The sequence below is a fragment of the Streptomyces sp. NBC_00328 genome (assembly GCF_036139655.1).
Classification (GTDB): domain Bacteria; phylum Actinomycetota; class Actinomycetes; order Streptomycetales; family Streptomycetaceae; genus Streptomyces.
Genome location: NZ_CP108013.1, coordinates 4,470,880 through 4,497,230 on the forward strand (window position 1 = coordinate 4,470,880; position 26,351 = coordinate 4,497,230).

A 26,351-nucleotide genomic window follows, 5' to 3' on the forward strand; every position below is an offset into this window, starting at 1 on the left:
TCTCGAAAAAGATGGGCATTCACAGGCCCACGGCCACGGAGTGCTCCTTTTCACAGGCCCGGCACGACGGTCACCCCCTGTACGATGAAACGCACACCTTGATCGAACCAACTCTGCCTGACGCAGAGCTGGCGCGACCGTATGGCGGCCGAGACGTCCCTTCGCAGGGGATGCCGGTATCTACCGCAGATCCGCGCAAGAGGACAGCTCTCGGCGCCCCCCGCACGGGCGCGCTACCAGGCGGCAGAAAGGCACGGGCCGTGGCATCCACGGTCACCTCCCGTCCTGGCTACGGACAGCTGCTGCGTACCCGCGGCGCCTGGACGTTCCTGCTCCCCGGCTTCGCCGCCCGGCAGCCGTTCGCCATGCTGACGATCTCCATCGTGCTGCTCGTGCAGCACACCACCGGCTCGTACGGCGCGGCCGGCGCGGTCGCGGCCGCCACCGGTGTCTCCATGGCGCTGTTCGCGCCCTTCACCGGGCGTCTGGCCGACCGGTACGGGCAGCGGGCCGTCCTGCTGCCCGGCGTCCTCGTGCACGCCGTGGCCGGCTTCACCCTGACCGCGCTCGCGCTGGCGGACGCCCCCTTGTGGGTCCTCTTCGTCGCCGCCGTGCCGACCGGCGCCTCGGTGCCGCAGGTCAGCCCCATGGTGCGGGCCCGATGGGGCGTGAAGCTCCAGGGCTCGCCCCTGATGTCGACCGCGGCCGCCTTCGAGTCCGTCACGGACGAGCTGACCTTCGTCTTCGGCCCGCTGCTCGCCACCGCGCTGTGCACGGCCGTCACCCCCGCCGCGGGCCTGCTGACCGAGGCGTCACTGACCCTGGTCGGCGGTCTGCTGTTCGCCGCGCAGAAGAACACACAGCCCGCGGTCTCCCCCGCCGGGCACGCGCGCGTGGAGCACGGTTCCGCTCTGCGGATCCCCGGGGTACGCGTTCTGATCATGACGTTCCTGGGCATCGGCTCCGTCTTCGGCGGCATGCAGGTCTCGCTGGCCGCGTACAGCGAGTCGATCGGCGAGCCCGGCCTGAACGGTGTCCTGTACGGCGTCTTCGCGGCGGGCAACATGCTCTCGGGCATCGTCTGCGGCGCGATCGCCTGGAAGGTGGCCCCGCAGCGACGGCTCGTCGTCGGGTACGCCGCCCTCGCGCTGGCCGCCTCCGGGCTGTGGGCCGCGAACTCGCTGATCGTGCTCGCCGGCCTCGGCCTCGTGGTCGGCATGTGCATCGCTCCGAGCCTGATCACCGGCTACACCTTGGTCGAGAGCCTCGTTCCGCAGGGCGCCCGCACCGAGGCCTTCACCTGGCTCACCGGTGCCGTCGCGCTCGGCCAGGCGGCGGCCGTCACGGTCGCCGGACAGCTGGAGGACAGGCTCTGGGACGGCGCCGGGTTCCTGGTGCCGATGGCCGGTACGGCACTGGCTCTGGCGACCCTGGTGGCGCTGCGTTCACGCCTCGCCTCACACGCCCCGAGCCGCGCCGTCGCACGTGGCGTCGGTCACCGCGTGCCGGTGACAGTGGACTGATCTCGCGGAATACGTCAGTATGGACCGTCGTTAGCACTCACTGAGTGAGAGTGCCAGGAGGAAGACAAGTGCCGACCTACCAGTACCAGTGCACCGAGTGCGGCGAGGGCCTCGAGGCGGTGCAGAAGTTCACCGATGACGCCCTGACCGAGTGCCCCGAATGCAACGGCCGCCTGAAGAAGGTGTTCTCGGCCGTCGGCATTGTCTTCAAGGGCTCCGGCTTCTACCGCAACGACAGCCGCGGCTCGTCGTCGAGCAGCTCGCCCGCGTCGAAGCCGTCCACGTCCTCGACCACGGACGCGAAGTCCTCGTCGTCGGCGTCCACCTCGTCGTCCTCGGACACGAAGTCGTCGAGCACCGGCTCGGCCGGCAGCTCCGCCGCTTAAGGACTCCTCGGTCCGGGACTCCCGGACCGGCCGTCGCCGCCTTCGGGCCAACACGGCCGTCCAAGGCTTTCCACGGGACCCCGTCGTCTACGACGACGGGGTCCTCGGCGTTCCTCGGTCCGGGACAGCCCTTAGGGTGCCGTTCATGGCGAACACGGAGAACCCACAGACCCCGGCCGGGGTGCGGTCGACGGCTTCGGCCGAGATCGGCGTCATCGGCGGCTCGGGCTTCTACTCCTTCCTCGACGACGTGACCGAGCTGCGGGTGGACACCCCCTACGGGCCGCCCAGCGACTCCCTGTTCCTCGGGGAGATCGCCGGCCGGCGGGTCGCCTTCCTGCCCCGCCACGGCCGCGGCCACCATCTGCCGCCGCACCGCATCAACTACCGGGCCAACCTGTGGGCGCTGCGCTCCGTCGGCGCCCGCCAGATCCTCGGCCCCTGTGCCGTGGGCGGGCTGCGTCCCGAGTACGGGCCCGGAACCCTGCTCGTTCCGGACCAGTTCGTGGACCGTACGAAATCACGGTCGCAGTCCTACTTCGACGGGCTGCCGCTGCCCGACGGCACGGTGCCGAACGTGGTGCACGTGTCGCTGGCCGACCCGTACTGCCCCGTCGGACGTGAGGTCGCCGTGCGAGCGGCCCGCGGACGGGACTGGGAACCGGTGGACGGCGGCACGCTCGTGGTCATAGAGGGTCCGCGGTTCTCCACCCGGGCCGAATCGCTCTGGCACCAGGCGCAGGGCTGGTCGGTGGTCGGCATGACCGGGCACCCCGAGGCCGCGCTCGCCCGCGAACTGGAGCTCTGCTACACGTCGCTGACGCTGGTCACCGACCTCGACGCGGGCGCCGGGACCGGTGAGGGCGTCTCGCACGACGAGGTGCTGAAGGTGTTCGCGGCCAACGTGGACCGGCTGCGGGGCGTGCTCTTCGACGCGGTCGCGGGACTGCCGGCGAACGGATCGCGGGACTGCCTGTGCACGAGCGCGCTGGGCGGGATGGATCCCGGCTTCGAGCTGCCGTGACCCGTATCGGACGGGGGCGGAACCTCCCGTTCGGGTGAGGGAGTTGTCCACAACCCCTGGGTCGTCCACGGACGTCTGCGGGCTTCGCCGCGAGACCTCATCGTGGGATCGCAAGCCGGTCCCTCGTCACAGGTGGTGGTCACCATGGCACAGCTCTCCCCGTACATCCGCCCGCCGGGCACGGACACGCCTCCGACGTGCGAGGTGCCGCAGTTCGCGCCCGTCCGTGTACGCGGCGGGCAGGGCAGGCTGCGGCTCCTCGCACGGCACAGGAGGCGGGCGGCCGCCACGGGCCTGGCCATGACGGCGGCCGCGCTCGTGGCGGCCGGCCCCGGCGACACCGAGGGGGCACGCGGGCATCCGGCGCCCACGCCCTCCGCTTCCGCCCCCACCACGGCTTCCGCACCCATGCGCGGGCCGGGCGCGGACGAGACGGTGAGGGCGCCGGTCCGGATCGCCGACGGTGCCACGGTGAACCTGGTGCGTCCCGGCGACCGGGTCGACGTGGTCGCGGCGGGCAGCGGCGGCGAGGTGCGGGTGGTCGCGTCCGGGGCGCGGGTCACCGGGGTTCCTGACGTCGGCACCACCGACAGCGGAAGACTGCTCGTCCTCTCCGTTCCGCGGGCGACGGCCGTGCGACTGGCCGGCGCCGGCACCACATCGCGGCTGGCGGTGACGCTGCGATGAGCGGCGAAACCGTGTCAAGTCTCTCGTTCGAGCTACCCAGTTGGACGGGCCCGACCTGCCCTGCCGTAGGTTGCGGAGCTGTTTGTTCCACAACCTGTGCGGAGGGGCCTCCTAGTGAGCGACAACAAGCAGCCCAGCGTCTGGGAGGGCTTCAAGGCCTTCCTGATGCGGGGCAACGTCATCGACCTGGCCGTCGCCGTGGTCATCGGCGCGGCCTTCACGAACATCGTCAACGCCGTGGTGAAGGGCATCATCAACCCGCTGGTCGGCGCTGTCGGTACGAAGAACCTCGACAGCTACAGCTCCTGCCTGGAGGGCCGCTGCACGGGCACCGGAGCGGACGCGGGCATCCGCATCATGTGGGGCTCGGTGCTGGGCGCCTCGCTCAGCTTCCTGATCACCGCCAGCGTCGTCTACTTCCTGATGGTGCTGCCGATGGCCAAGTTCCTGGCCCGGCAGGCGGCCCGCCAGAAGGCGAAGGAAGGCGCGAAGGAGGTCCTCGAGGTGTCCGAGCTGGAGGTGCTCAAGCAGATCCGCGACGAGTTGGTCGCCCAGCGCGGTCAGGGTCGCCGCGACTACTGACGGCGAGGCCGGGGGCACCCGCCCGGGTACTCGGCCGGCGCCGGAAGCGCGGGAGCGACACATCTCGCCGCCGGGAGCCCGGGGGCGGCGCGTCCCGGGGCAAGGACACCCGGAGCCTGGCTCAGAGGTGGTGGGGCGGCTTCTCGTCGAGGAAGCGCTTCAGGTCGGCGGCACTGTCACCGGTGCTGTCGGCCCGCTCGCCCCACCCACGGTCCGTATCGTCCGAGGACTGCTGGTTCAACGGATCGTCGAAGACCAGTACCGGCTTCGGATCGCGCGGTTCGGGGGCGGGGGCGGGACTCATGCCCCAAGAGTACGCCGCGGGGGCGCCGGCCCGGCCGGGCCGGCCCAGGGTCACTTGTGAAGGCATTCACAAGAATTTCCGCCACTTTTCTGCTGTGCTTGGCCCTATGACCTCCCGTTCCGCTCCGGAATCCGCCTCGACACCACGGCCCGCGAGCCACCGGCCGCTGCGCAGAATGACCGCCCGGGGCCGTGACGAGGCACACCGGGTCGCGTCGCCGCTGGAGCTCCTGTTCGACCTGTGTTTCGTGGTGGCCATCGCCCAGGCGGGCGCCGAGCTGGTGCACGCCGTGGCGGAGGGACACGCGGGGCAGGGCATCCTCGACTACGCGATGATCTTCTTCGCCATCTGGTGGGCGTGGATGAACTTCAGCTGGTTCGCGTCGGCCTACGACAACGACGACGTGCTCTACCGGGTCGTCACGCTGGTGCAGATCGCGGGCGTCCTGGTGCTCGCGGCCGGGGTGTCCAAGGCGTTCGAGACCCATGACTTCCTGGTCGTCTGGCTGGGCTACGTGATCATGCGGTTCGCGATGATCGCGCAGTGGCTGAGAGTGGCCCGGTCCACCGAGGGGACCGAGAGAACCATGGCGCTGCGGTACGCGGGCGGTGTACTGCTGTGCCAGATCGGCTGGCTCGGCCTGCTGTTCGCGCCGGAAGCCGACCGCCCGTGGGTCTTCCTGGTGGTGGCCGTCGCCGAGCTGTGCGTCCCGCTGTTCGCGGAGAAGGCCTTCACCACGCCCTGGCATCCGCACCACATCGCCGAGCGGTACGGCCTGTTCACGATCATCGTGCTGGGCGAGACGATCGCCGCCGCCACCGTCGCGGTGAAGTCGGCCGTCGACGAGCACGACGCGCTGGGCGAGCTGCTCCCCATCGCCGCGGGCGGCCTGCTGATCGTGTTCTCCGCCTGGTGGATCTACTTCGTGGTGCCGATCCACGGCCATCTGCGGTCCAACGGAGAGGCCTTCCTCTGGGGATACGGCCACTATCTGATCTTCGCGTCGGCGGCGGCGATCGGTGCGGGTCTGGAGGTCGCGGTGGAACAGACGGTCGGCACGGCGCACATCTCGGCACTCTCGGCGTCCGCCGCGGTGACGCTGCCGACCGCCCTGTACTTCCTCGCCGTCTGGGTACTGCACTCCCGTCACTTCAAGGTCGGCATCGCCCAGCAGATCGTCCTGCCGACCACCGCCCTGCTCGTCATCCTGTGCACCTTCCTGGGCGACTGGGCGGTGCTCGCCGCGGGGATCGTCTCCGCACTGACCGTGGCGGTCGGGATGCTGATGAACACACGCGTGGTGACGCGGGAAGCGGCAACCGGCGCGGCACGAAGCGCGTAGCCCAACGCGCGCGAACACCTGCCGGGGCCCGCGGCCAGGGAAGACTGGAGGTATGACAGTTGACGCTCTGACAGATGTCGTAGGCCTGCGGGTGGGGCACGCGACGCGCAGCGGGGACGGTTGGCTCACGGGGACGACGGTGGTGCTCGCTCCCGAGGGAGGTGTGATCGCCGCCGTGGACGTACGCGGCGGCGGGCCCGGCACCAAGGAGACGGACGCGCTCGATCCGCGCAACCTCGTGCAGAAGATCGAGGCGGTCGTGCTGACCGGAGGCAGCGCGTACGGGCTGGACTCGGCGTCGGGCGTGATGGCGTGGCTGGAGGAGCGGGGACGGGGGGTGCGCGTGGGGCCGGACCCGACGCACGTCGTGCCCGTCGTGCCCGCCGCCTGCGTCTTCGATCTCGGGCGCGGCGGCGACTTCCGGTCGCGGCCGGACGCCTCCACCGGGATCGCCGCGGTCGAGGCCGCCGCCGCGAGCGCGCTGTGCACGCCGGTGCGGGAGGGCGGCGTGGGCGCCGGTACCGGGGCCGTGGTCGGTGTACTCAAGGGCGGGGTCGGGACGGCGAGCGCCGTGCTGGAGTCCGGTGTCACGGTGGCCGCGCTGGTGGTGGCCAACGCGGCGGGCTCGGCGGTGGAGCCGGAAACGGGGATTCCGTACGGGGAGCTGGCGCGAGGGCGTACGGCGGGTCCGTCCGCCGCGGTGCGTGAGGCGGCCCGGCTGCGGCTGGCGGAGGCCGCCGCGAGGAACGCGCCGCCCCCGTTGAACACCACGCTCGCCGTCGTCGCCACCGACGCCGGGCTGACGCGGGCGCAGGCGCAGAAGCTCGCGGGTACGGCGCACGACGGAATCGCGCGTGCCGTACGGCCGGTGCATCTGCTGAACGACGGGGACACGGTGTTCGCGCTGGCCACGGGTGACCGGCCGCTCGACGCCGGGAATCCCCTGGCGCTCAACGAGATCCTCGCGGCGGGCGCGGACCTGGTGACGCGCGCGATCGTGCGCGCCGTACGCGCGGCGGAGCCGGTGGACGGGCCTGGCGGGGCGTGGCCGTCGTACGAAGAGCTGTACGGGGACGGCGGGTTGGGGGACCGTCCCGGTTCTCCCTCGTGACCGCGAACGGCTCGGGGCGGCGGGCAGTGGATCGGCGGGGGCCACGCCGACGGGGGTCCACGCCGGCGCGCGCTGCGCCGAGCCGCCCCGAGCCGCGCCCGAGTCGGGTCCGAGTCGGGTCCGCGTGGTGGAGCGGGTCAGGACTCGCTCGCCGGGGTCGTCTTGTAGCGGCCGGGAACTGGTGCGGCAAGGGCACCTTGCCGGACAATGGGTGCTACGGCCGGAACCTTTCGCGGGGCGCGTCGACCGCTGGAAGTGCCGTCTGACGAGGGCTTATTGACGTCCTGGCGAGCCGCGGGGGAACTTACCGCGCGGCCCGCCCGTTTTCCGTCCGTACGTTTTCTCGGTTCGCGGACATGATGTCCGACCGAGGGGCTACGGTATGCACCCACAAGGTGACATGCAGCAACGCCGGGAGAAACCTTGAGCGTTCCGTACGAGACAGCAGCGTACGAACCACCCGAGTCGCCCGAGTCTCCGGAGGAGCATCTCGCACGACTTCTGGGCCGCGCCCTGAACTCGTTCGAGCTGCCCGACGAGGCGATACGGCGGCTGGACTGCGCGCTGGCACACGACAGTTCGCTGCACTCCGCGCACCACAGCGCGGGGCTGCACAGGGAGACGTACCGGCACACCTGGCTGCTCGCCGACGGTTCCGCCGTCACGCTGTGGGAGCTGGTGCACAACACGGCGACCGGGCACGAAGCCCAGCACGAGGTCTACGTCGACGAGGAGGAGCTGCGGACCGCCACGGCCCGGCTCCCGCTCCCTCCGGACGCGCCGGACTTCGAGCTGCCCGTGTTCGTGCAGCTGTCGTCGATCCCCGAGCCGCGTCACACCTATGTGCCCGACGACTCCGCCGATCACGCGCGCCGGCTCCTGCGGCGCGCGGAGAATCCGGACCGGCCGGGCGCCGACGTCACGTCGCTGCTGCTCCGGGAGGCGTTCGCGCACCAGATCACGCAGGCTTTCGGGCGCCCTTGCCGCGCCGGGCAGGCGGGACTGTGCTTCTCGCTCTACGAGCACGCGTTCCTGCTGCGCGACGGGCAGGAGATCTCCTTGTGGGAGGTCGAGCACACGGCGACCCCGGACCGGCGGCACATGTGCGAGGTGTACGCGACGGAGGACGCGGCCCGGGACGCGATGGAGCGCCGGGCGGCACGACTGGGCTGAAGCAGGAAGGGGCCCCGGCACCTGAGGTGCCGGGGCCCCTTCCTGCTCGGACCTCCGCGTCACGCGGGTGATAACGGACCTAGCGGAGATCAGCCCACGAATTCCGGCTTCCGGTCCTCGTCCTGACCCTTGTCCTTGCCCAGGGCCTTGTCCTGGCCCTGATCCTGCTTCTGGTCCTGGGCGTCCGGCTCGTCCTGCGCGCCCTCCACATGCTGGGCCGGCCGCTTCGGCAGGGCGAACATCAGCAGGAAGATGACGGTCAGCACCGCGGCGACCCAGCCCAGCGCGTGCTCGAAGGCGTTCGCGAAGGCCGGCCCCACCTGGGCGAGGGTCAACCGGTCGCTGATCTCGCCGAAGAAGACGACCGAGACCAGGCCGAGGCCGAGCGCGTTGCCCATCTGCTGCACGGTGTTGATCAGGCCCGAGGCCGAACCCGAGTGCTCGCGCGGGACCTCCGAGAGCACGGCGTCCGTCAGCGGGGCGACGATGAAGCCCATGCCGGCGCCCATGACCACCAGCGGGAGGGCCATCTGCCAGGAGGCGATGTCCATGCCGTAGCGGTCGGACTCCCAGATGTAGAGCAGGACTCCGAGCGCCATGATCAGGGCGCCCGCCTGGAGCACCTTGCGCCCGAAGCGCGGGACAAGGAGCTGTACCGACATGCCCGCCGCCGCCGAGACCGCGATCGAGAACGGCACCCCGGTGAGCCCCGCCCGCAGCGCGCTCCAGCCCAGCCCGAACTGCATGTACAGCGTCCAGACCAGGAAGAAGATGCCGAGCGCGATACCGAAGACGGTCTGCACGGCGATGCCCGCCGCGAAGCTCTTCACCTTGAACAGCGACAGCTCGACCAGCGGTGAACCGTCCCGTGCCGTCTTCCGCTTCTCGTACGCCACCAGCCCCGCGAAGACCACGAGGGAGCCGGCCATCGAGACGTACCCCCACAGCGGCCAGCCCAGCTCACGGCCGCGGGTCAGCGGGTAGAGCAGCATCAGCAGGCCGAGCGTGACGAGGGCGACGCCGACGAGGTCGAGCTTCAGAGCCTTCGGGGCCTTGGACTCGCTGATGAAGCGGCGGCCCAGGATCAGCGCGAGGATGCCGACCGGCAGGTTGATGAGGAAGATCGGCCGCCACTCCAGGCCGAAGATGTTCCACTCGATGAGCAGTGCGCCGAGGAGGGGACCCGAGACCGCGCCCAGGCCGACGATCGCGCCGAAGAGGCCGAAGACCTTGCCCCGCTCGTGCGCCGGGAAGGTCGCGTGCACGATCGACAGCACCTGCGGCACCATCATCGCGGCCATGGCGCCCTGCAGAATGCGCGAGGCGACGAGCATCTCCGGGTTCGCCGCGAAGCCGCACAGCGCCGAGGCGACCGTGAAACCGGCCACGCCGAGGAGGAAGAGCCGCTTGCGGCCGTAGATGTCGCCGAGCCGCCCACCGGTGACGAGTCCCGCGGCGAAGGCCAGCGCATAGCCCGCGGTGATCCACTGGATCTGGCTGAACGTGGCCCCCTCGTCCCGCTGGATCGACGGGATCGCGATGTTGACGATCGTGACGTCGACGAGGTCCATGAAGGCCGCGGTCATCACGATGGCGAGGGCGAACCAGCGCCGTCGGTCGGCCGCGACGCCGGGTGCCGGGCTGCTGAGAGCTGTCTCAGAGGTGTCGGTGGAGGTCATGCAGTAAAGGTAAGGCCCGATTAGGTCAGATCATGTCCTAGTTCTCCGGCACCCTGGAAACATGACGACCGATACCCCGGCCCGGCTTCTCCAGCTCCTCTCCCTCCTCCAGACGCCCCGCGAGTGGCCCGGCGGCGAGCTGTCCGAGCGTCTCGGGGTGTCCCGTCGTACGGTCAGGCGCGATATCGACCGGCTCCGCGAGCTGGGCTATCCGGTGCAGGCGACCAAGGGAGCGGACGGCGGCTACCGGCTGGTGGCGGGCACGGCGATGCCCCCGCTCGTCCTCGACGACGAGGAGGCCGTGGCCATCGCGGTGGGTCTGCGGGCCGGCGCCGGGCACGCGGTCGCGGGTGTGGACGAGGCCTCCGTACGGGCGCTCGCCAAGCTGGAACAGGTGCTGCCGTCCCGGCTGCGCCACCGCGTGTCCACGCTCCAGGCCGCGACCACTCCCCTGACCAGCGGAGACGGGGCGAGTATCGCGCCCGAGACGCTGACCGTGATGGCGTCGAGCATCGCGGGGCACGAGCGGCTGCGGTTCGCGTACCGCTCCGGGGACGGAACGCCGTCGCGGCGGCTGACCGAGCCGTACCGGCTGGTCTCCACCGGCCGCCGCTGGTATCTCGTCGCGTACGACCTCGACCGCGGCGACTGGCGGACGTTCCGCGTCGACCGGGTGACCGAACCCTTCGCGACGGGGGCCCGGTTCACGCCCCGCGAGCTGCCGACGGGGAACGCCGCCGAATTCCTGCGGCAGTCGATGTACCGGCGTCAGGAGACCTACACGTTCGACGTCACCTTCGCCGCCCCGGCCGACTTCGTCGCGGCGCGCGTGCCCGCCTGGGTCGGCGTGCCCGAGCCGATCGACGGGCACAGCTGCCGGCTGCGGGCCTCCTCCAGCGACTCGATGGAATGGCTGGCGGTGCGGATCGCGATGGTCGACTGTGACTTCACGGTGCGAGAACCGCGAGAACTTGTGGATTACGTAAGGGAGTTGGGTGCGCGACTGAGCCGGGCGGGGGGAGTGCCACAGGCTGACGGCGCCTGACGGTCGGCCGTCCGCCACGGGGGCGGTGACACCCGGTGGACCGTCGGCGACGGCTGGTTACGCCGCTGTGGCAGAATCTGCCGTCCGGGTCACCCCGGGGTTCAGGTTCGGGGTGGCCCGTCCGCGTCCTGCCCAAAAACCCTCCGCGCTCCGCGCTCGCCCGTCCCGTCGGAGCCGGCAACTCCCGTACCCCGGAACGAACATGGAACCGAGCTCCGGCGCCGGGGGGGGGAGGCGCCGAAGCTCGGCTCTGGGAGAGTCCCGGCGCGGGGGGGGTGTGCGTCGGGACTCGGTTCTTGGGAGCGGCGTGCTTCCGTTCGGTGAATCCGCTGAGGACTTCCGCTCGGCACTTCCGCTCAGTGGTTCCGCTCGGTGGTTCTGTTCGCTTCTTCCGCTCGGACGGGGCCCGAAGCGTGGGCCCTGAAGTCTTGTTCCCAGGGCCCGGCAGGTTGAAGCGGCCTTACATGGCCATGTCTGGTCGACTTGTGGCCATCGAGGCGGGGGTGCCCGTGCGCGGACTGGGACGGAGGGGTCCGGCGCCCGCGCGGCGATTCAACCCGTACGGCCCACTCGCCCCTCTCACTCGGCCCGCCCCGTGCGCTCCGCGCGCCTCCTCCCCGCTACGCCGCCGCGTCGAATCCGGTGTCGCGCGCCAGCTTCTTCAGCTCGAGCAGGGCGTGCTTCTCGATCTGACGGATGCGCTCACGCGTGAGCCCGTGCTCCTTGCCGACCTCCGTGAGCGTCCGCTCCCGGCCGTCCTCGATGCCGTACCGCATCTTGATGATGGAGGCGGTGCGCTGGTCGAGATGGCCGATCAGATCGTCCAGCTCCTCACTGCGCAGCAGTGTGAGCACCGACTGCTCGGGCGAGACGGCGGAGGTGTCCTCCAGCAGGTCGCCGAACTGGGTCTCGCCCTCGTCGTCCACCGCCATGTTCAGCGAGACCGGGTCGCGGGCCCAGTCCAGGACGTCGCCCACGCGCTCCGGCGTCGAACCGAGCTCGGCGGCTATCTCCGCGTGCTCGGGCTCGCGCCCGTTCTCACGGTTGAACTCACGCTGCACGCGACGGATCCTGCCCAGCTCCTCGACCAGATGGACAGGGAGGCGGATCGTGCGCGACTGGTCGGCGATCGAACGGGTGATGGCCTGACGGATCCACCAGGTGGCGTACGTCGAGAACTTGAAGCCCTTGCGGTAGTCGAACTTCTCGACGGCGCGCACCAGGCCGGCGTTCCCCTCCTGGATCAGGTCGAGCAGGGGCAGACCGCTGCGCGGGTAACGGCGCGCCACGGCCACGACCAGCCGGAGGTTCGAACGGATGAAGACGTCCTTGGCGCGCTCGCTGTCGGCGACCAGCGCCTCCAACTCCTCGCGGGACGCGTCCGCCTTGGCCTCGGCCTCACCGTCGAGGATCTGCCGCGCGAACACACCCGCCTCGATGACCTGGGACAACTCGACTTCCTTGGCGGCGTCGAGCAGCGGTGTACGCGCGATCTCGTCGAGGTACATGCCGACCAGGTCGCGATCGGCGATTTCGCCGCCTCCGGCGCGAACACTGCGTGCCGCGTCGGATGTCCCGCCAGTGGCGGACTTACGACGGGCGACGGCACGGGTTGCCATGCGTGCTCCCTTGCGTGGTGGGCTTGCGGGTGGTCCCGGACATCCGGTTTCACCCTCCCGGGTGCCCGGCATCCGATGGAAACAACGACTGGAATCAGGACAGAATTCCCAACCCGCACCTTGATTTTTCTGAGCATGCAGTACCCTGTCGCACCACTCGGGAGGTCTGATGCGGTCAGAACGTACAGATGTGCAGGTCAGGCCGGGGGTCGCAGCCGATCTGGACGCACTCACGGAGCTGTACAACCATTACGTTCGTGAGACGCCCATCACGTTCGACACCATCGTCTTCACGCCGGAGCAACGTCGCCCGTGGCTGCTCTCCCACCCTGAAGACGGACCGCACCGCCTGATGGTTGCCACGGACGCGGATTCACAGGCGATTCTGGGGTACGCCACCTCCAGCGCTTTTCGCGCGAAGCCCGCCTACGCGACCTCCGTGGAGGTGACGGTCTACGTCGCCCCCGACGCCGCCCGCCGGGGCGTCGGCACGCTCCTCTACGAAGCGCTCTTCTCGGCGCTCGCCGCCGAGGACCTGCACCGGGCGTACGCCGGCATCGCTCTGCCCAACGAAGCGTCCGTGCGCCTGCACGAACGCTTCGGGTTCCGGCACGTCGGCACCTATCGGGAGGTCGGCCGCAAGTTCGGCCGCTACTGGGACGTCGCCTGGTACGAGAAGGAACTCGCCCGCTAGGACGCACCCGAACGCCCGGCCCGGGACCGTCGGGCGGGTCGGATCATCGGGCCGACGGACGGTCGGGCCGTCGGGTGTGATGGACGGACCGACCGTCGGACGAGCAGGTCTTCGGACGGTCGGACCACCGGACGGTCGGGCCGTCGGCCGCTCAGTCGAACTGCACCGACCGCTTCGCCATCCCCAGCCAGAATCCGTCGATCACGGACCGCTGCCCGCCGAGCCCTCCGGCGGCGTCCGCCGCTCCCATGGTCACGAAGAGCGGGGCGAAGTGCTCGGTGCGCGGGTGGGCGAGACGGCCCGCCGGGGACTTGCGCTCGAAGTCGAGCAGCGCGTCCACGTCACCGGCCTCCAGCGCGCGGTGCCCCCAGTCGTCGAACTCGCTCGACCAGGCGGGCACTCCCCCGCCGGTGTGCCGCAGGGCCGCGAGGTTGTGGGTGAAGAAGCCGGAACCGACGATCAGCACCCCCTCGTCACGCAGCGGCGCCAGCTTCCGCCCGATCTCGAACAGCCGGACCGGGTCGAGTGTCGGCATGGAGATCTGGAGCACCGGGATGTCGGCCTCGGGGAACATCTCCTTGAGGGGGACGTACGCGCCGTGGTCGAGTCCGCGGTCCGGGATGTCCTGCACCGGCGTGCCGGGCGCGCGCAGCAGCTTCCGTACGGACTCGGCGAGCTCCGGAGCGCCGGGGGCCGCGTACGTCACCTGGTAGTAGTGCTCGGGGAAGCCCCAGAAGTCGTAGACGAGAGGGACCGTCTCGATCGCGCCGAGGGCGAGCGGGGCCTCCTCCCAGTGCGCGGAGACCATGAGGATCGCCTTGGGGCGGGGCAGGCCGGCGGACCAGGCGGCGAGCTGGCCGGGCCAGACCGGGTCGTCGGCGAGCGGCGGGGCACCGTGGCTGAGGTAGAGGGCGGGCATGCGCTGCGGCGCGGGGCGCTCCTCGGTGGCGGCGGACATGGCTGCTCCCTCCAGGGGGTTCCATCGTACGGCGGAAGTGCTTGATCTTTGAAGCACTTTACTTAAAGTCTCAAGTTCCAGGGTCGAGACTACGACGGGTTTGTTTAAGTTTCAAGGAGGGGCTCGTACAGTGGGGTACATGAACACGGCACCCGCTCCCGCTGAAGAGCCGCGCTGGCTCACCGACGAGGAACAGCGCATCTGGCGTGCGTACATGCACGCCACGACCCTCCTGGAGGACCACCTCGACCGTCAGCTCCAGCGTGACGCGGGCATGCCGCACATCTACTACGGCCTGCTCGTCCAGCTCGGGGAGGCACCGCGGCGCCGGCTGCGGATGACGGAGCTGGCCATGAACGCGAAGATCACCCGCTCACGGCTCTCGCACGCCGTCGCGCGGCTGGAGAAGAACGGCTGGGTACGCCGCGAGGACTGCCCGTCCGACAAGCGGGGCCAGTTCGCGGTGCTGACCGACGAGGGCTACGAGGTGCTGCGGCGCACCGCGCCGGGCCATGTCGCCGCCGTACGCCAGGCATTGTTCGACCGGCTCGGGCCGGACCAGCGGAAGGCCTTCGGCGAGGCCATGCGGATCATCGCCGAGGGGCTCCAGCCGAAGGACGCGGGGGCGGATCTGCCCTGGCTGCGTTAGGAGCGGGCGGCCGGGGCGGCGGGGCCTCTGCCGCCGAGTCCGGCCGGGCAGCGGGACCGCCCGGACACGAGTCCGCCCGGACAAAGGGGGACTGCCCGGACACGGGTCCGCCCGGACACGGGACCGCCCGGACACGGGACCGCCCCGGTTCCGTCTGGCGTGGAACCGGGGCAGTCTCAGGAGTCGTACGGACGAGGCGTCCCCATCCCCTTCCGTACGCGAAGCACCGTCGTACGGACCGCGGAAGGTGCGGACCGTCGGCTACGGAAGTACCGGGCCGTGGGCTACGGAAGTGCCGGAGTACGGGGTGGTCGCCAAATCAGTGCGCGACGACCGGCACCTTCAGCTCGTCCTCGGCGCCTTCGCCCGTGCCCGAGCCGACGACCGCGGAGGCGTCCGGACGGCCGGTGTTGATCAGGGTGAAGGCGATTCCCGCGGCGACCACGAGGATGCCGACGGCGAACCAGATCGCGTTGCTGTAGCCGTGCACCATGCCCTCCGCCTGGACCAGCTGCTGCTGCGCCTTGGTCCCGGCGCCCGCCATGTGGTCCTTGATGTAGGCGGTGGTCGCGGAGGCCGCGATCGTGTTCAGCAGGGCCGTGCCGATCGCACCGCCGACCTGCTGCGAGGTGTTGACCATCGCCGAGGCGACACCGGCGTCACGCGGCTCGATGCCGTGCGTGGCCAGCGACATGGCCGGCATGAACGCCGTACCCATGCCGAGGCCGAGCAGCAGCATCGCCGGCATCACCAGGGAGACGTACGACGAACCGATCTCCAGCTGCGCCAGGAGCAGCATGCCGAGCGCGGCGACCAGGAAGCCGGGGCCCATCAGCAGCCGCGGCGCGACCCGGGTCATCAGGCGGGCACCGATCTGCGTGGAGCCCGTGATCATGCCCGCGATCATCGGCAGGAAGGCGAAGCCGGTCGAGATCGGCGAGTAGCCCTTCACGATCTGCAGGTAGTAGGTGAGGAAGAGGAAGGTGCCGAACATCGCGATGATCGCGAGACCGAGGGAGAGGTAGACGCCTCCGCGGTTGCGCTCGGTGATGACGCGCAGGGGCAGCAGCGGGGCCTTGACCTTGGACTCGGTGAAGACGAACGCGGCCAGCAGCAGGGCGGAGGCCACGAACAGGCCGACGGTCATGGAGTCGCCCCAGCCATCGGACTCGGCGCGGGTGAAGCCGTAGACGAGGGAGACCAGACCGAGGGTGGACAGGACGACGCCCGGGATGTCGAGCGGCGAACGGTTGCGGCCGCCCTTCGGCTCACGGATGACGAAGTACGCGCCCGCGGCCGCGACGATCGCGAACGGGATGTTGACGAAGAAGGTCCAGCGCCAGTTCATGTACTCGGTGAGGACACCGCCGAGGATGAAGCCGACGGCGCCACCGCCACCGGCGATCGCACCGTAGATGCCGAAGGCCTTGGCGCGCTCCTTGGCGTCGGTGAACATCACGGCGAGCAGCGAGAGCGCGGCGGGCGCCAGCAGCGCGCCGAACACGCCCTGAAGGGCACGGGCGCCGAACATCATCGCGCCGCTCTGTGCCGCGCCGCCGAGGGCGGAGGCCAGGGCGAAGCCGACCAGACCCACGACGAACGCGCGCTTGCGGCCCCACAGGTCGGCGATGCGGCCGCCGAACAGGAGCAGACCGCCGAAGGCGAGGGCATAGGCCGTGACGACCCACTGCCGGTTGCCGTCCGAAATACCCAGGTCCTGCTGGGCCGAGGGCAGGGCGATATTCACGATCGTGGCGTCGAGCACCACCATCAGCTGGGCCAGCGCGATGAAGACGAGCGCTTTCCAGCGGTTGCTGTGCGCGTCGGACTCCAGATCCGGAATTGCTTTGGACGTGCCTGTTTCAGACATGGGGGTACCCACTCCGGGACTTCGTAGCGAAAAAGTCAGTGAAAAGGGACGGCTCGTCGACGGTGACGGCCGGGAACGCCTCGGCTCGGCGCGGCGCGGCTCGTCCCAGATGACGAGTGCGCCTCGCGCGTGACGTGTACGGGCCGTACGAGGTGTACGGGCTGTACGGGCGATGAGTTGTGCGTTATCGAGTACGAGTTCGGGTTACGAGTCCTGACTGCCGCCGGGCGCCGGACTCATCGGTCACCGATCGACCGATCACCTCGGCTGCCACTCCGGCACCGGTCACACTCGTCGCAGTTCCTCCAGGTTGGCGGCCACTCCGGGCAGTTCGGAGCGGGCCGGAGCCCGCATACCGTCCAGGAACAGCTGCAGATGACGGTGCACGAAGCGGTCGATGCCCTGGCACGCGGTGCCGGGCAGCGGCCTGGTGAGCTGGCTGACGGCGACCATCAGATCGCCCAACTCGACGTCGGGGCGCAGCTGTCCGGCCTCGCGCGCGCGGGCCATCAGCTGCTGCAGCAGATCGGTGATCCGGTCGCGCGCGGCGACCAGGTCGGGATGGTTCTGGTCGAAGTTCTCGGAGAGCATCGGGCACAGGGCGCCGATCCGCTCGTCCGCGGCGAAGTGCACGAAGCCGCTCAGCGCCTCGAACGCGTCGCCGTCCACGGCGAGCGCCTCCTCGACCCACTCCGAGGTGCGGTCCATGACCGAGCACACGACCTCGCGGGCGAGGGCGTCGCGGTCGGGGAAGTTGCGGTACACCGTGGCGTTGCCGACACCGGCCCGGCGGGCGATCTCGTCGAACGGCACCTCGGCGCCGAACTCGACGAACATCTCGCGGGCGGCGGCGACGATCCGCTCCCGGTTGCGCAGGGCATCGGCACGGGGCCGGGCCACTCGGCGCTGCACGGGGGTCGCGGTCTCCACGGCGTCCTCCTCGGAACTTCTCGGAACATGTATGCGATCCGGGGATTCCGTCCCCGTTTCGCTCGGACGTATGACTAAACGGGGAAACGATCCCCGGTTATTTCCCGGATCGAGAAGAGAATGATGTGACCTACGTCACACATTCTTCCTCCCTTCGGCACCTCCCGCAGATGAACCCGATCGGGCCCATCCAGCGCGCGCCCGGCGAGTCGGCGACTCAGGGTGATCGAAAGGGTGCAGTCGGAGACCGGTGGCTGCCGTGGAGCGAAGGGCCCCTGCATGCTGCCGTCCAGCCGCCGCATACGCCCGCGCCGTGTGGCCGCGCTGGCCACGGTGACCGTTCTGACGCTGGCGGTCAGCACCTCCGCGGGCACCGGACATCTGACGGCCGGCTCCGCCACGGCGGGCTCCGCGGCACTGGCCCGCTCCACGGCGCTCGGCCCCTGCCTGATCAACGGCCCGTCGGACGTCCAGATGGGGGAAGGGATTCCGACCGCACCCGGATACGCCCGCTCCACCGGCACCCTGCGGGCTCTGACGCTGATGGTCGACTTCTCCGACGCGCCCGGCAAGGGCAGCGCCCGCGACCGGTACGACGAGTTCTTCCCGAAGACGCAGGAATGGTTCCGCACCGCCTCCTACGGCCGCCTCGACTACCGGCCCGAGGCCCCCGTCCGGCACTGGCTGCGCATGCCCAAGCCCTTCAGGGCGTACGGGATAGAACGCGGCGCGCCTTTCGACCCCGGGTACCGCGAACTGGTCCAGGACATAGTGGCCACGGCCGATCCCGAGGTCGACTTCCGGTCGTACGACATCCTGAACGTGCTGGTCACACCGAATGCCGGGCCCTCCGCGCTGGACACCGTGCTGTCCGTGACCTTCGCCGGCAACACCGAGGCGCCGGTGGCCGACGGCGTCCCGGTCGCCAACGCGTCCTTCGTCTACAGCCGCCAGGACGACGGCTCGGGCTCCTACGCCGACACCGGCTACCGCGTACTGCCCCACGAGAACGGTCACACCTTCGGCCTGCCCGACCTCTACACCCAGGACGGCGGCGGGGCGGTCGGGCACTGGGACATCATGAGCGAGGACTGGGGGGCCGACAACGATCTGCTCGGCTGGCACAAGTGGAAGCTCGGCTGGCTCGACGCCTCCCAGGTGAGCTGCGCGGCCGCACACGGGACCAGCGAATACACGCTGACCCCGATGGCCCGGCGGGGCGGCGCCAAACTCGTCGTCATACCCGTCGGCCCCCGCAGCGGATACGTCCTCGAACTGCGCACCCGCGCGGGCAACGACTCCACCGTCTGCCGTCCCGGCATCCTCATCTACAAGGTCGACGCGGACGTGGACACCGGGAACGGGCCCGTCACGGTGTACGACTCCCACCGCGACAGCGGCGGATGCACCCGTTCACCCAATGTGCAGGCGGAACTCTCCGACGCGCCCTTCGCCCCCGGAGAGACCTTCAAGGTCGCCAAGGCGGGACTCACCGTCCAGGTCGCGTCGGCGGACGCCGCGGGGAAGTACCGGGTGTACGTGACGCGCCGCTGAGCACGGGGCGAGCCGCCGGACCAGCGGACGGACGAGCTCGGTGCCGGCCGCCGATGGCCCGGGCGGGGAAGCTCGAGACAGCCGGACAGCCGGACGGAGGCCCGAGGCCCAACCGGACGGAGGCCCTAGGCACAGCCGGACGGAGGCCAGAGGCGCAACCGGACGGAGGCCAGAGGCGCAGCCGGACGGATGGGGCGCGCTCGGCAGACCGGCGCCCGTGCCCGGAAGCAGCCCACCTTGCCCACCTGCTTCATCGGGCGGGCAAGCACTACCGTGGCTCTTCTGAGATCCGCCACCGGTGACTCGTCCGAGATCCGCCGCACAGTGACTCTTCTGAGAGCCCCACCGGAGAGCCCATGCCATCAAGCCCCAGGTCATCAAGCTCCGGGTCAGCAAACCCCAGGCCATCGAGCTCCAGGTCATCAGGCCCCGGGCCATCGAGCCCCACGTCGTCGTCCCCTGTCACGCCGGCGAACCGCGTGTCGGCCGGGACGGGCAACGGTTCCGCGGTGTCCGGCTCCGGGGCCGCCGCCGGGGCCGAAGTGCCGGACGAGGCGGTCACGCCGCTCATCCGCGGGCTCGCCGTACTGCGCAGGCTGACCGAGGCGGACGGTTCGGCCAGTCTGAGCGGACTCGAACGGGCCACCGGGCTCGCGCGGTCCACCGTCGACCGGATCACCGCGACCCTGGCACGCATGGGCTACCTGCGCCTCGACGGCCGGGATGCCGTACTCGCCCCCCGCCTGATGGAGCTCGGCAACGCCTATCTCGCCGCCCTCCGGCTTCCCCGTGTCCTGGACGCGTACGCCGACGCGCTCGCCGACGAGCTCGACGAGTCGGTGTCCATCGCCGTCTGCGACCGGGACGGCATCCGCTTCATCCATCAGGCGACCCGGCGCCGCGCGATGTCCCTGAGGTTCCGCATCGGCGACCTGCTCCCCGCCGAACGCACGGCACCGGGACCGCTGTTCGCGTCCGAGTGGAGCGAGGAGGAGTGGACACGCTGGCGGGAGCGCCGCGCGGCCGATCCGGAGGACCGCGGCTTCCCGGCCGTGCCCGCGAGGAGCAGACCGTACGAGGGCAGCGCGGACACCTCCGCTCTGCCGGCCTCCCAACGCCCCACCCTCGGAGACGACTTCGAGCAACGGACGGCCGAAGCGGCCTCGGTCGGCTGGGCGTTGGACGACCAGCTCATCGAACCAGGCCTGGTCGCGCTCTCTATGCCCGTACGGGAGGCGGGGCGGATCGCCTGCGTGGTGAACGTGGTGAGCCATACCAGCCGGCACGGCGCCACCGAACTGCGGGACGCGCTGCTGCCGCGCCTACGGACGGCCGTGGCCGAGATGGAACGGGCACTGGCACGGGACGACGAACCGACGCCGGAGCGGAAGTCCGAGCTCACGCGGAGCGACGCACCGACCGGAACGGGCGACGCAGGCGGCCCGAGCGGCACAGTCGACGCCGGAAGCCCCGGAACCGCGGGAATTCCGGGAACCGCGGGGGGCCCCGGAAGCGCACGGAGCACGGAACCCCCGGGAAGGACGGAACCCTCGGGGAAGGCCACCAGCCCCTCCGGACTCGCCGACTGGACCGGTGCCTCCAAGCAGGAACTGGGGCGGGAGTTCATCGAGTCGCTGGCTCGGGGCCTGACCGTGATCACGGCCTTCGGCGAGGGACGCGGCGAACTGACCCTCACCGCGGTGGCCCAGGCGACAGGACTCGCCCGCGCGACCGCGCGCCGCGCCCTGATCACGCTGGAACACCTCGGATACGTCACCACGCACGACCGCGTCTTCCGCCTCACCCCGCGCGTCCTGGGGCTCGGCTTCCCGCCACTCTCACGGACCACGCTGCCCGAGATCGCGGCCCCGCATCTGACCGAACTCTCCCAACGGCTGCACGACTCGGTGTCGCTCGCGGTGCTGACGGGCGACGAGATCCACTACACCGGGCACGTCTCCACCCGCGGCATCATGAGCGTCCACGTCACCGTCGGCACGCGGCTGCCCGCGTACGCCACCTCGCTGGGCCGAGCGATCCTGGCCGATCTTCCGGAGACCCGCGCCACGGAGATACTGGCCGGTGCGACCGAGGCCGTCTCCGGGCGGACCGGAACGGACCCGGAGCTGTTCAGGGCCGAACTGGACCGGGTACGGGCAGCCGGATACGCCCTGGTCGAGGCGGAGTTGGAGCAGGGGCTGCGATCCATCGCCGTCCCGGTGCGCGACCTCGCCGGACGGACGGTGGCCGCGGTGAACGTCGCCATGCACAGCAGCCGCCGCACCGTCGAGGCCTGCGTCAGTGACGTGCTGCCCGAACTCCGGACGACAGCGACCCGCATCGAGGCGGACCTGCACATCGCGGGCCGCTTCCGCCGTGTGCCACAAAGCTGAACGGACCACCGGGCCACCGGGCCACCGGACTCTCCTGCCCCTTTTCACTCTGCAACCAGCCACATCTCCAAGGGAGTTGCCACCTGGCGTGAAGATGATCTGCGCGAAGCAGGCCCCGTTGACAGATCCAAAAGCGGGTTTCTAGCGTCGCTCGCGGCAGGACAATCAGCAGCCGAGCGACAAGGAGCGTCCGGGTGGTCGCGTCGTGGTGAGGCAGGAGAGGTCCGAGCGGACCAGGCGCAACCTGATCCGGGCCGCCTCGACCGTGTTCGACCAGTCCGGCTACGAACGGGCCACCCTGTCCGCGATCAGCGAACGGGCTCAGGTCACCAAGGGCGCCCTGTTCTTCCACTTCGCGGCCAAGTCCGACCTGGCCCGTGCGGTCCAGACGCAGGCCTGCACGACGTCGGGGGCCGCACTGAGGAAGCTGGCGCGGCGCGAGACGCCGGCGTTCGAGACAGCCACCGCCATGGCTCACACCCTCGTGGGCCTCATCGAAAGCGACACGACCGTTCGCGCGGGGGCGCGTCTGGCCCAGGAGATCAGGACTCCCGACGACCCGTCACTCCACTGTCACGCCAACTGGCTCGGCGCCCTGCACGGGATCCTGGACCGGGCCCGGAACGACGGCTCACTGCTCCCCGACGTCGACGTCGGGGCGGCGGCCGTACTGATGCTGTCCATGATCACCGGCACGACGGCCCTGCCCCGCCTCCCCGCGGACGCCGCCCTGCCGGGCAGCCCCCGGTCCCCTCACCCGCGACCCGCCTCGGCCCCCCACTTCGCCTCCCGCTCCCCCGCGGCGACAGGTGACCTGTGGCTGACCCGCATGCTCCACCTGACCCGCCCGGCCCTCTCGGACCTCCCGACCAGCTGACGGACAGCCCCGAACGGTCACCGCGACCACGAGGCCCGGACGATTGTCCGGAACCGTCGCACACCACAGACACCCAGCCACGTACCGCGCACCGCCCCCCGGATTCCCCGGCGCGATACACGAGACGGGCCCTGCCGAGCCGTGGCCTTTTGGCTCGGCAGGGCCCGTGTGCTGTCAGGCCAGACCGGCCCTGTCCGACGTTGAGGTTGTCGTCCACGAGGAACTCCGGGTAGCCGAAGCGCTCACCGAGGGCGGTGAAGGCTTCGCAATGGTTCTCGTCGATGGCCACGACGTGCCGCGTGGGGCGGGCGGAGTCTGTCCGCCCGCCCCACACCTCGGCGTCAGTCGGTCCGGCGGTCGTTGAGTCCTTCGCGCACGACCCAGTACGGGTAGCCGAAGCGCTCACCGAGGGCGACGAACCTGCCGTACGTCTCCCCGTCGGCCGGCACCGGCACGAAGTAGGTCTTCACCGCGCGCAGGAAGAGCCGGTAGCCGAGGCCGGCGCACGCCTCGGCCTCGATCGCGGCGACCGCCGCGGGGTCGACGCCCTTGAGGGTTTTGAGGGCCTTGAACGCGTCCCGGACGCCGATGCCGGTGACGAAAGCTGCGTCCATGGCGCGCAGTGCTTCCGCGATGGGTCGGATGATCTTGCCGGCAAACAGGCTCGCGACGTCCAGGGACGCCCAGGCGCATCCGCCCCAGCTGCCGGCCTCGAAACCGGAGGTGAACTTCTGGGCGCACTTGATCCAGCTGCCGAAGAGGATGTCGATGGGATCGACGCCGTCCTGTCACTCGGCGATCGTGATGGTGTGCGTGACCTCCTGGGACAGTTCGTCGGTTGTGACCTCGCCGAGATACGTCGTGGCCTCGGCCGGGCACATGAGCTTCTGCGGGTCGATGCCCTCGGCACTGCACAGGTACAGGTCAACAACGGCCTTGTACTTGATCTTCGAGGTGATCGTGCAGTTGCCCTTGTAGGCGAGGTGGTTCCACCAGTGGTCGCAGCCGTCGGTCTTCCTGATGACCTCCGGATCGCCGATCTTCTCGATGTGGTCGATGACGTGGAAGACGTTGCCGATCGAGTGGCCGTTCTCGTCGGGGACGGTTCCGGTGTTGATCTGCTTCGCCTTCGCGGCCTCCTCGGCTCTGTCGGCGGCCTTCTGCGCTACGGCAGCATCCGCGACGAGGAGGCACCCCCACCGACGAGGAGATCGGCAGCCTGCTCGCCTCACTCCGCCCGGCCGGCACCAGGCAGCAAGGCGGACGCACATGCCTGACGCGAGTCGGACCTGCCGGCCGTGGCGACAGGCACGACGGTGATCACGGACGGCGCTTACCCCGGCATCGAGGTTTGACGGACTGAGTCACCTGGCCCGTGGCTACGGGGCCGACGCGGCCCTGCTGATCCGCATCGGCTACGCCTGGCTGACAACGCCGCCGCCCGAGCCAAGATCACCCACGCGCTCGCCGCCCAAGCCAGTGCGCACCTCTCTCCGCCCTCGGATCAAGCACCACCCGCTACACTGACCGCGGTGGCTACGCCCTCACGGGCTGCCACCACGGCCTGTCGCCAAACAAACCTGAGCGGTCCACCGATCCCGGCAGACTTTCAGACACGTTTTCCGACAGATCCCGGCCTTCGTAGCTCAGGGGATAGAGCACCGCTCTCCTAAAGCGGGTGTCGCAGGTTCGAATCCTGCCGGGGGCACCATGCCTGAACAGGCACGATGTATCAGAAAGGCCCCGGACCGATCATGGTCCGGGGCCTTTGACATCCAGTTCTGACATCAACGGGGACGGAACGGAGCGCATCCGGCGTGACAAGAGACGAGGCTCTCGACCGGTTGAGGCGACTGGCACAAGCTCAGGCATTCGGACGTCACGTCGGCTCGGACCGACTCATCCAGGCCGGCCTCGACGCGCTTCTGGCCGACGTCGATGCCCCGTCGCTTGCCCTCCTCGCCGGCCTGGGCCGTCGTGAGGAGCATGAGGCACGGGAGCTGTTCGATCACGTCGTGGACGAGCTGGGGCTGGGATTCGAGGTGCCGGCGGACCCGATCGCTGCCAGGTGGGCCCTGGCTTACTGGTTGGCCGCTCAGATCGTCGACGGCTCCTTGGACCCGGCGACCGGTGCCAACCTCATATGGGTCGAAGCAGCGTCAGAACTCGGCTATCCCAACCGCCTGCAACCGATCGTCGACCGTGCCAGTGACCTGGACGACTGGAACGCCAACTGGAGCACTCCGCTGGAACAGCTCAAAGAAGAGGTCGTTGTCGCCGCCCGCGCGCTCGTTGCACGCGGAGGACCCGAGTCCGATCTCTGAAGGACTACGAGGTCCCAGGACTGTCACGGCCTGGGGCTCCGCGTCCATATCGAGAGCAACAACAGCAGTCAGCGCGAGCCGGGACGCCGCTTCAACAGCCGGTCCATGTGGTTGATGGCGTCCCGTTGAGTGTCCTGCACCACGTGCATGTACACATCCCATGGTGATGCTGATCTGAGAGTGCCCGAGGATCTCCATCACCACGCGAGGCGCCACTCCGGCCGCCGTGAGCAGGGTGGCCGTGCCGTGCCGAGCGTCATGCAACCGAATCACGCGAAGGCCCGCGGACTCAGCGACGCGAGTGAAGGAGCGATAGACGTTCCGCGGCTCGACCTGCCGGCCGGTGCGAGTGGTGAATACGTACCCCGACTCGTGCCACTGCTTCCCCGCCTTGACGCGCGCTGCGGACTGCCGTATCCGGTGCCAGCGCAGCGGGGCGATGCACAGCGCCGGCGTCGCCCGCGAGGTCCTGGAGGAGACTGGCATCCACGTCGAGGTCGACGAACTCACCGGCGTCTACAAGAACATGACCCGCGGCATCGTGGCTCTGGTCTTCCGCTGCAAGCCCTCGGGCGGCACCGAACGTACCTCCAGCGAGTCCCTGGCGGTCTCGTGGCTCACACCCGACGAGGTCAGCGAGCGCATGTCCGAGGCTTTCGCCATCAGACTCCTGGACGCCTTGGACGACAGCGGCCCCCACGTCCGGAGCCGTGACGGACAGCGCCTCATCCCAGCGGGATAAAACCTTCTCTCCATCATCAAGCCCCGGCTGCGCTCCGCTCCGCCGGGCGCGCTCCCGGCTCCGCTGCGGGCGCCGCTCCTGCCTTCGGCCCGCTCCGCCCTCGCTGCGCCGACGCGCGCCCCTGGAGAGGGTTGGCCGGCGACATGAGATCAGAACCCGTCGTGGCTGGGGCGGTCGGCTCCACGACTTTAGGCAGCCACCATGGGGCGAGCCTCGAAGATCATGGCCCCAACGTCGTGCTTTAACGGGCAGGTCCACAGACTGCCCGACGCGCCGGAAGCTTACGGGGCCATGATCACTCGCCCCATGGCAGCTCCCGCCCAAAGTCGCTCCGCCGACCTTGTGGAGCCTGGTGGCAGCACGACTCGGCGTGAACCGGTGAAGAGCGTACGTGCGGTCACGCCCTCACGAAGCCATGTGAGCGGTGACGTAGAACCACGCCCCAAGGGATAGGAGGAGCACCTCGGCCATGCCGCTAGCCAGTCGCTTGCTGCTGACCACTGGAGTGCCGCTCGCGCTGCTGCGACATGCGTCGGTGAGGTCTGTCATCATCTGCCGGCCGAGGGGCCCGGCAGGCCAGCCCGTGTAGGCGTCCAGTCGGACCGTGGGGCCGCTGTGCAATGTGAGTCGAGGGCCCTGGCCAGGTAGCCACGTCACGTCGGCGATGTCGCTAAAGGGGATGTGCCACCTGGAGAAGCGGTTCCTGACCGTCAGCGCGGTCGGGCTTGCCTTGATGTAGGCACACAGACCGAGACGCCATACGCAGTAGGACCCCATCCCCGCGAGCGTGCAGAAGGCGAGGCGCTGCCACGCTTCCAAGTGCCAGACCTCCCGGAGCAATTCGGCACAAAGAGCCAACCATAGGATCAGTACGATCATCCAGCA

At 70.0% G+C, this 26,351-nt stretch carries 24 protein-coding genes, 1 tRNA gene and 3 pseudogenes; 18 read left to right on the plus strand and 10 right to left on the minus strand.

The features are described 5' to 3' along the window. The first annotated feature begins 260 nt into the window (after positions 1-260). From OG485_RS19500 to mscL, 5 genes are all read left to right on the plus strand, one after another. Positions 261-1,523 (plus strand): MFS transporter, encoded by a 1,263-nt coding sequence (locus tag OG485_RS19500; RefSeq protein ID WP_328669607.1) that lies wholly within the window; start codon positions 261-263, stop codon positions 1,521-1,523. A 68-nt stretch (positions 1,524-1,591) separates the two neighbouring features. Beyond that, a complete protein-coding gene (locus tag OG485_RS19505) occupies positions 1,592-1,909 on the plus strand; it encodes an FmdB family zinc ribbon protein (protein ID WP_328669608.1) in 318 nt (105 codons plus the stop codon). A 145-nt stretch (positions 1,910-2,054) separates the two neighbouring features. Beyond that, complete coding sequence (locus tag OG485_RS19510) at positions 2,055-2,933, plus strand: S-methyl-5'-thioadenosine phosphorylase (protein ID WP_328669609.1); 879 nt, start codon at positions 2,055-2,057, stop codon at positions 2,931-2,933. Between the two features lie 144 nt (positions 2,934-3,077). Then, the gene (locus OG485_RS19515; protein WP_328669610.1) at positions 3,078-3,620 is read left to right on the plus strand and encodes a hypothetical protein; all 543 of its coding nucleotides are present in this window, start codon (positions 3,078-3,080) and stop codon (positions 3,618-3,620) included. A 114-nt stretch (positions 3,621-3,734) separates the two neighbouring features. Beyond that, complete coding sequence (gene mscL, locus OG485_RS19520; RefSeq protein ID WP_328669611.1) at positions 3,735-4,202, plus strand: large conductance mechanosensitive channel protein MscL; 468 nt, start codon at positions 3,735-3,737, stop codon at positions 4,200-4,202. Between the two features lie 121 nt (positions 4,203-4,323). Here mscL and OG485_RS19525 read toward each other — a convergent pair whose 3' ends face one another. Continuing rightward, positions 4,324-4,506 (minus strand): hypothetical protein, encoded by a 183-nt coding sequence (locus tag OG485_RS19525; protein WP_328669612.1) that lies wholly within the window; start codon positions 4,504-4,506, stop codon positions 4,324-4,326. Between the two features lie 106 nt (positions 4,507-4,612). Between OG485_RS19525 and OG485_RS19530 the strand changes: the two genes are divergently transcribed. The 3 genes from OG485_RS19530 to OG485_RS19540 all read left to right on the plus strand — a co-directional run bounded on the left by OG485_RS19530 (position 4,613) and on the right by OG485_RS19540 (position 8,132). After that, on the plus strand, positions 4,613-5,848 hold the full coding sequence (locus OG485_RS19530) for a low temperature requirement protein A (protein ID WP_328669613.1): 1,236 nt from the start codon (positions 4,613-4,615) through the stop codon (positions 5,846-5,848). Between the two features lie 52 nt (positions 5,849-5,900). After that, positions 5,901-6,959: a P1 family peptidase gene (locus tag OG485_RS19535; protein ID WP_328669614.1), complete on the plus strand. Its 1,059-nt coding sequence runs from the start codon at positions 5,901-5,903 to the stop codon at positions 6,957-6,959. A gap of 423 nt (positions 6,960-7,382) precedes the next feature. Then, on the plus strand, positions 7,383-8,132 hold the full coding sequence (locus OG485_RS19540; RefSeq protein WP_328669615.1) for a DUF6227 family protein: 750 nt from the start codon (positions 7,383-7,385) through the stop codon (positions 8,130-8,132). An 89-nt stretch (positions 8,133-8,221) separates the two neighbouring features. Here the strand turns inward: OG485_RS19540 and OG485_RS19545 are convergent, their stop codons facing one another. Beyond that, entirely contained in the window at positions 8,222-9,811 is a 1,590-nt protein-coding gene (locus OG485_RS19545; protein ID WP_328669616.1) for an MFS transporter, read from the minus strand. A 61-nt stretch (positions 9,812-9,872) separates the two neighbouring features. On the opposite strand from OG485_RS19545, the gene OG485_RS19550 reads away from it, so the two are divergent. Further along, positions 9,873-10,856, plus strand: coding sequence for a helix-turn-helix transcriptional regulator (locus tag OG485_RS19550; protein WP_328669617.1), 984 nt, complete (start codon positions 9,873-9,875; stop codon positions 10,854-10,856). A 620-nt stretch (positions 10,857-11,476) separates the two neighbouring features. Here OG485_RS19550 and OG485_RS19555 read toward each other — a convergent pair. Then, the gene (locus tag OG485_RS19555) at positions 11,477-12,475 is read right to left on the minus strand and encodes a sigma-70 family RNA polymerase sigma factor (RefSeq protein ID WP_326787214.1); all 999 of its coding nucleotides are present in this window, start codon (positions 12,473-12,475) and stop codon (positions 11,477-11,479) included. Positions 12,476-12,644: 169 nt separating this feature from the next. Here OG485_RS19555 and OG485_RS19560 point away from each other — a divergent pair, with 169 nt between their 5' ends. Next, on the plus strand, positions 12,645-13,169 hold the full coding sequence (locus tag OG485_RS19560) for a GNAT family N-acetyltransferase (protein WP_328669618.1): 525 nt from the start codon (positions 12,645-12,647) through the stop codon (positions 13,167-13,169). A 151-nt stretch (positions 13,170-13,320) separates the two neighbouring features. On the opposite strand, the gene OG485_RS19565 is transcribed toward OG485_RS19560, so the two are convergent. After that, positions 13,321-14,127: a dioxygenase family protein gene (locus OG485_RS19565; RefSeq protein ID WP_328669619.1), complete on the minus strand. Its 807-nt coding sequence runs from the start codon at positions 14,125-14,127 to the stop codon at positions 13,321-13,323. A gap of 139 nt (positions 14,128-14,266) precedes the next feature. Here OG485_RS19565 and OG485_RS19570 point away from each other — a divergent pair, with 139 nt between their 5' ends. Beyond that, complete coding sequence (locus tag OG485_RS19570) at positions 14,267-14,776, plus strand: MarR family winged helix-turn-helix transcriptional regulator (protein WP_326787211.1); 510 nt, start codon at positions 14,267-14,269, stop codon at positions 14,774-14,776. A 319-nt stretch (positions 14,777-15,095) separates the two neighbouring features. Here the strand turns inward: OG485_RS19570 and OG485_RS19575 are convergent, their stop codons facing one another. Then, positions 15,096-16,646, minus strand: a complete 1,551-nt coding sequence (locus tag OG485_RS19575; RefSeq protein WP_328669620.1) for an MFS transporter — start codon at positions 16,644-16,646, stop codon at positions 15,096-15,098. A 285-nt stretch (positions 16,647-16,931) separates the two neighbouring features. Further along, the gene (locus OG485_RS19580) at positions 16,932-17,576 is read right to left on the minus strand and encodes a TetR/AcrR family transcriptional regulator (RefSeq protein WP_328669621.1); all 645 of its coding nucleotides are present in this window, start codon (positions 17,574-17,576) and stop codon (positions 16,932-16,934) included. A 279-nt stretch (positions 17,577-17,855) separates the two neighbouring features. On the opposite strand from OG485_RS19580, the gene OG485_RS19585 reads away from it, so the two are divergent. From OG485_RS19585 to OG485_RS19595, 3 genes are all read left to right on the plus strand, one after another. Next, entirely contained in the window at positions 17,856-19,130 is a 1,275-nt protein-coding gene (locus tag OG485_RS19585) for a M6 family metalloprotease domain-containing protein (protein ID WP_328669622.1), read from the plus strand. A gap of 509 nt (positions 19,131-19,639) precedes the next feature. Next, positions 19,640-21,523 carry an IclR family transcriptional regulator domain-containing protein gene (locus OG485_RS19590; RefSeq protein ID WP_328669623.1) on the plus strand — a complete coding sequence of 628 codons (1,884 nt, stop codon included), beginning with the start codon at positions 19,640-19,642 and terminating at the stop codon, positions 21,521-21,523. Positions 21,524-21,731: 208 nt separating this feature from the next. After that, positions 21,732-22,400, plus strand: coding sequence for a ScbR family autoregulator-binding transcription factor (locus OG485_RS19595; RefSeq protein ID WP_328669624.1), 669 nt, complete (start codon positions 21,732-21,734; stop codon positions 22,398-22,400). Between the two features lie 341 nt (positions 22,401-22,741). On the opposite strand, the gene OG485_RS19600 is transcribed toward OG485_RS19595, so the two are convergent. Continuing rightward, positions 22,742-23,014 (minus strand): hypothetical protein, encoded by a 273-nt coding sequence (locus tag OG485_RS19600; RefSeq protein WP_328669625.1) that lies wholly within the window; start codon positions 23,012-23,014, stop codon positions 22,742-22,744. 174 nt (positions 23,015-23,188) lie between these two features. Continuing rightward, positions 23,189-23,632 carry a hypothetical protein gene (locus tag OG485_RS19605; RefSeq protein ID WP_328669626.1) on the minus strand — a complete coding sequence of 148 codons (444 nt, stop codon included), beginning with the start codon at positions 23,630-23,632 and terminating at the stop codon, positions 23,189-23,191. Between OG485_RS19605 and OG485_RS44035 the strand changes: the two are divergent. The 3 genes and pseudogenes from OG485_RS44035 to OG485_RS19615 all read left to right on the plus strand — a co-directional run. Continuing rightward, positions 23,633-23,743 (plus strand): annotated as a pseudogene (locus OG485_RS44035) (IS5/IS1182 family transposase); the annotation flags it as partial. It abuts the gene before it with no gap. A gap of 292 nt (positions 23,744-24,035) precedes the next feature. After that, positions 24,036-24,111 (plus strand) — tRNA-Arg (locus tag OG485_RS19610). A 106-nt stretch (positions 24,112-24,217) separates the two neighbouring features. Continuing rightward, positions 24,218-24,724, plus strand: coding sequence for a hypothetical protein (locus OG485_RS19615; RefSeq protein ID WP_328669627.1), 507 nt, complete (start codon positions 24,218-24,220; stop codon positions 24,722-24,724). A gap of 68 nt (positions 24,725-24,792) precedes the next feature. Here OG485_RS19615 and OG485_RS19620 read toward each other — a convergent pair. Further along, positions 24,793-25,195: pseudogene (locus OG485_RS19620) on the minus strand (tyrosine-type recombinase/integrase); the annotation flags it as partial. Here OG485_RS19620 and OG485_RS19625 point away from each other — a divergent pair. Beyond that, positions 25,173-25,466, plus strand: a pseudogene (locus OG485_RS19625) (NUDIX hydrolase); the annotation flags it as partial. The pseudogenes OG485_RS19620 and OG485_RS19625 sit on opposite strands and share 23 nt — an antisense overlap. A gap of 405 nt (positions 25,467-25,871) precedes the next feature. Here OG485_RS19625 and OG485_RS19630 read toward each other — a convergent pair. Next, a complete protein-coding gene (locus tag OG485_RS19630) occupies positions 25,872-26,345 on the minus strand; it encodes a hypothetical protein (RefSeq protein WP_328669628.1) in 474 nt (157 codons plus the stop codon). Between the last annotated feature and the right edge of the window lie 6 nt (positions 26,346-26,351).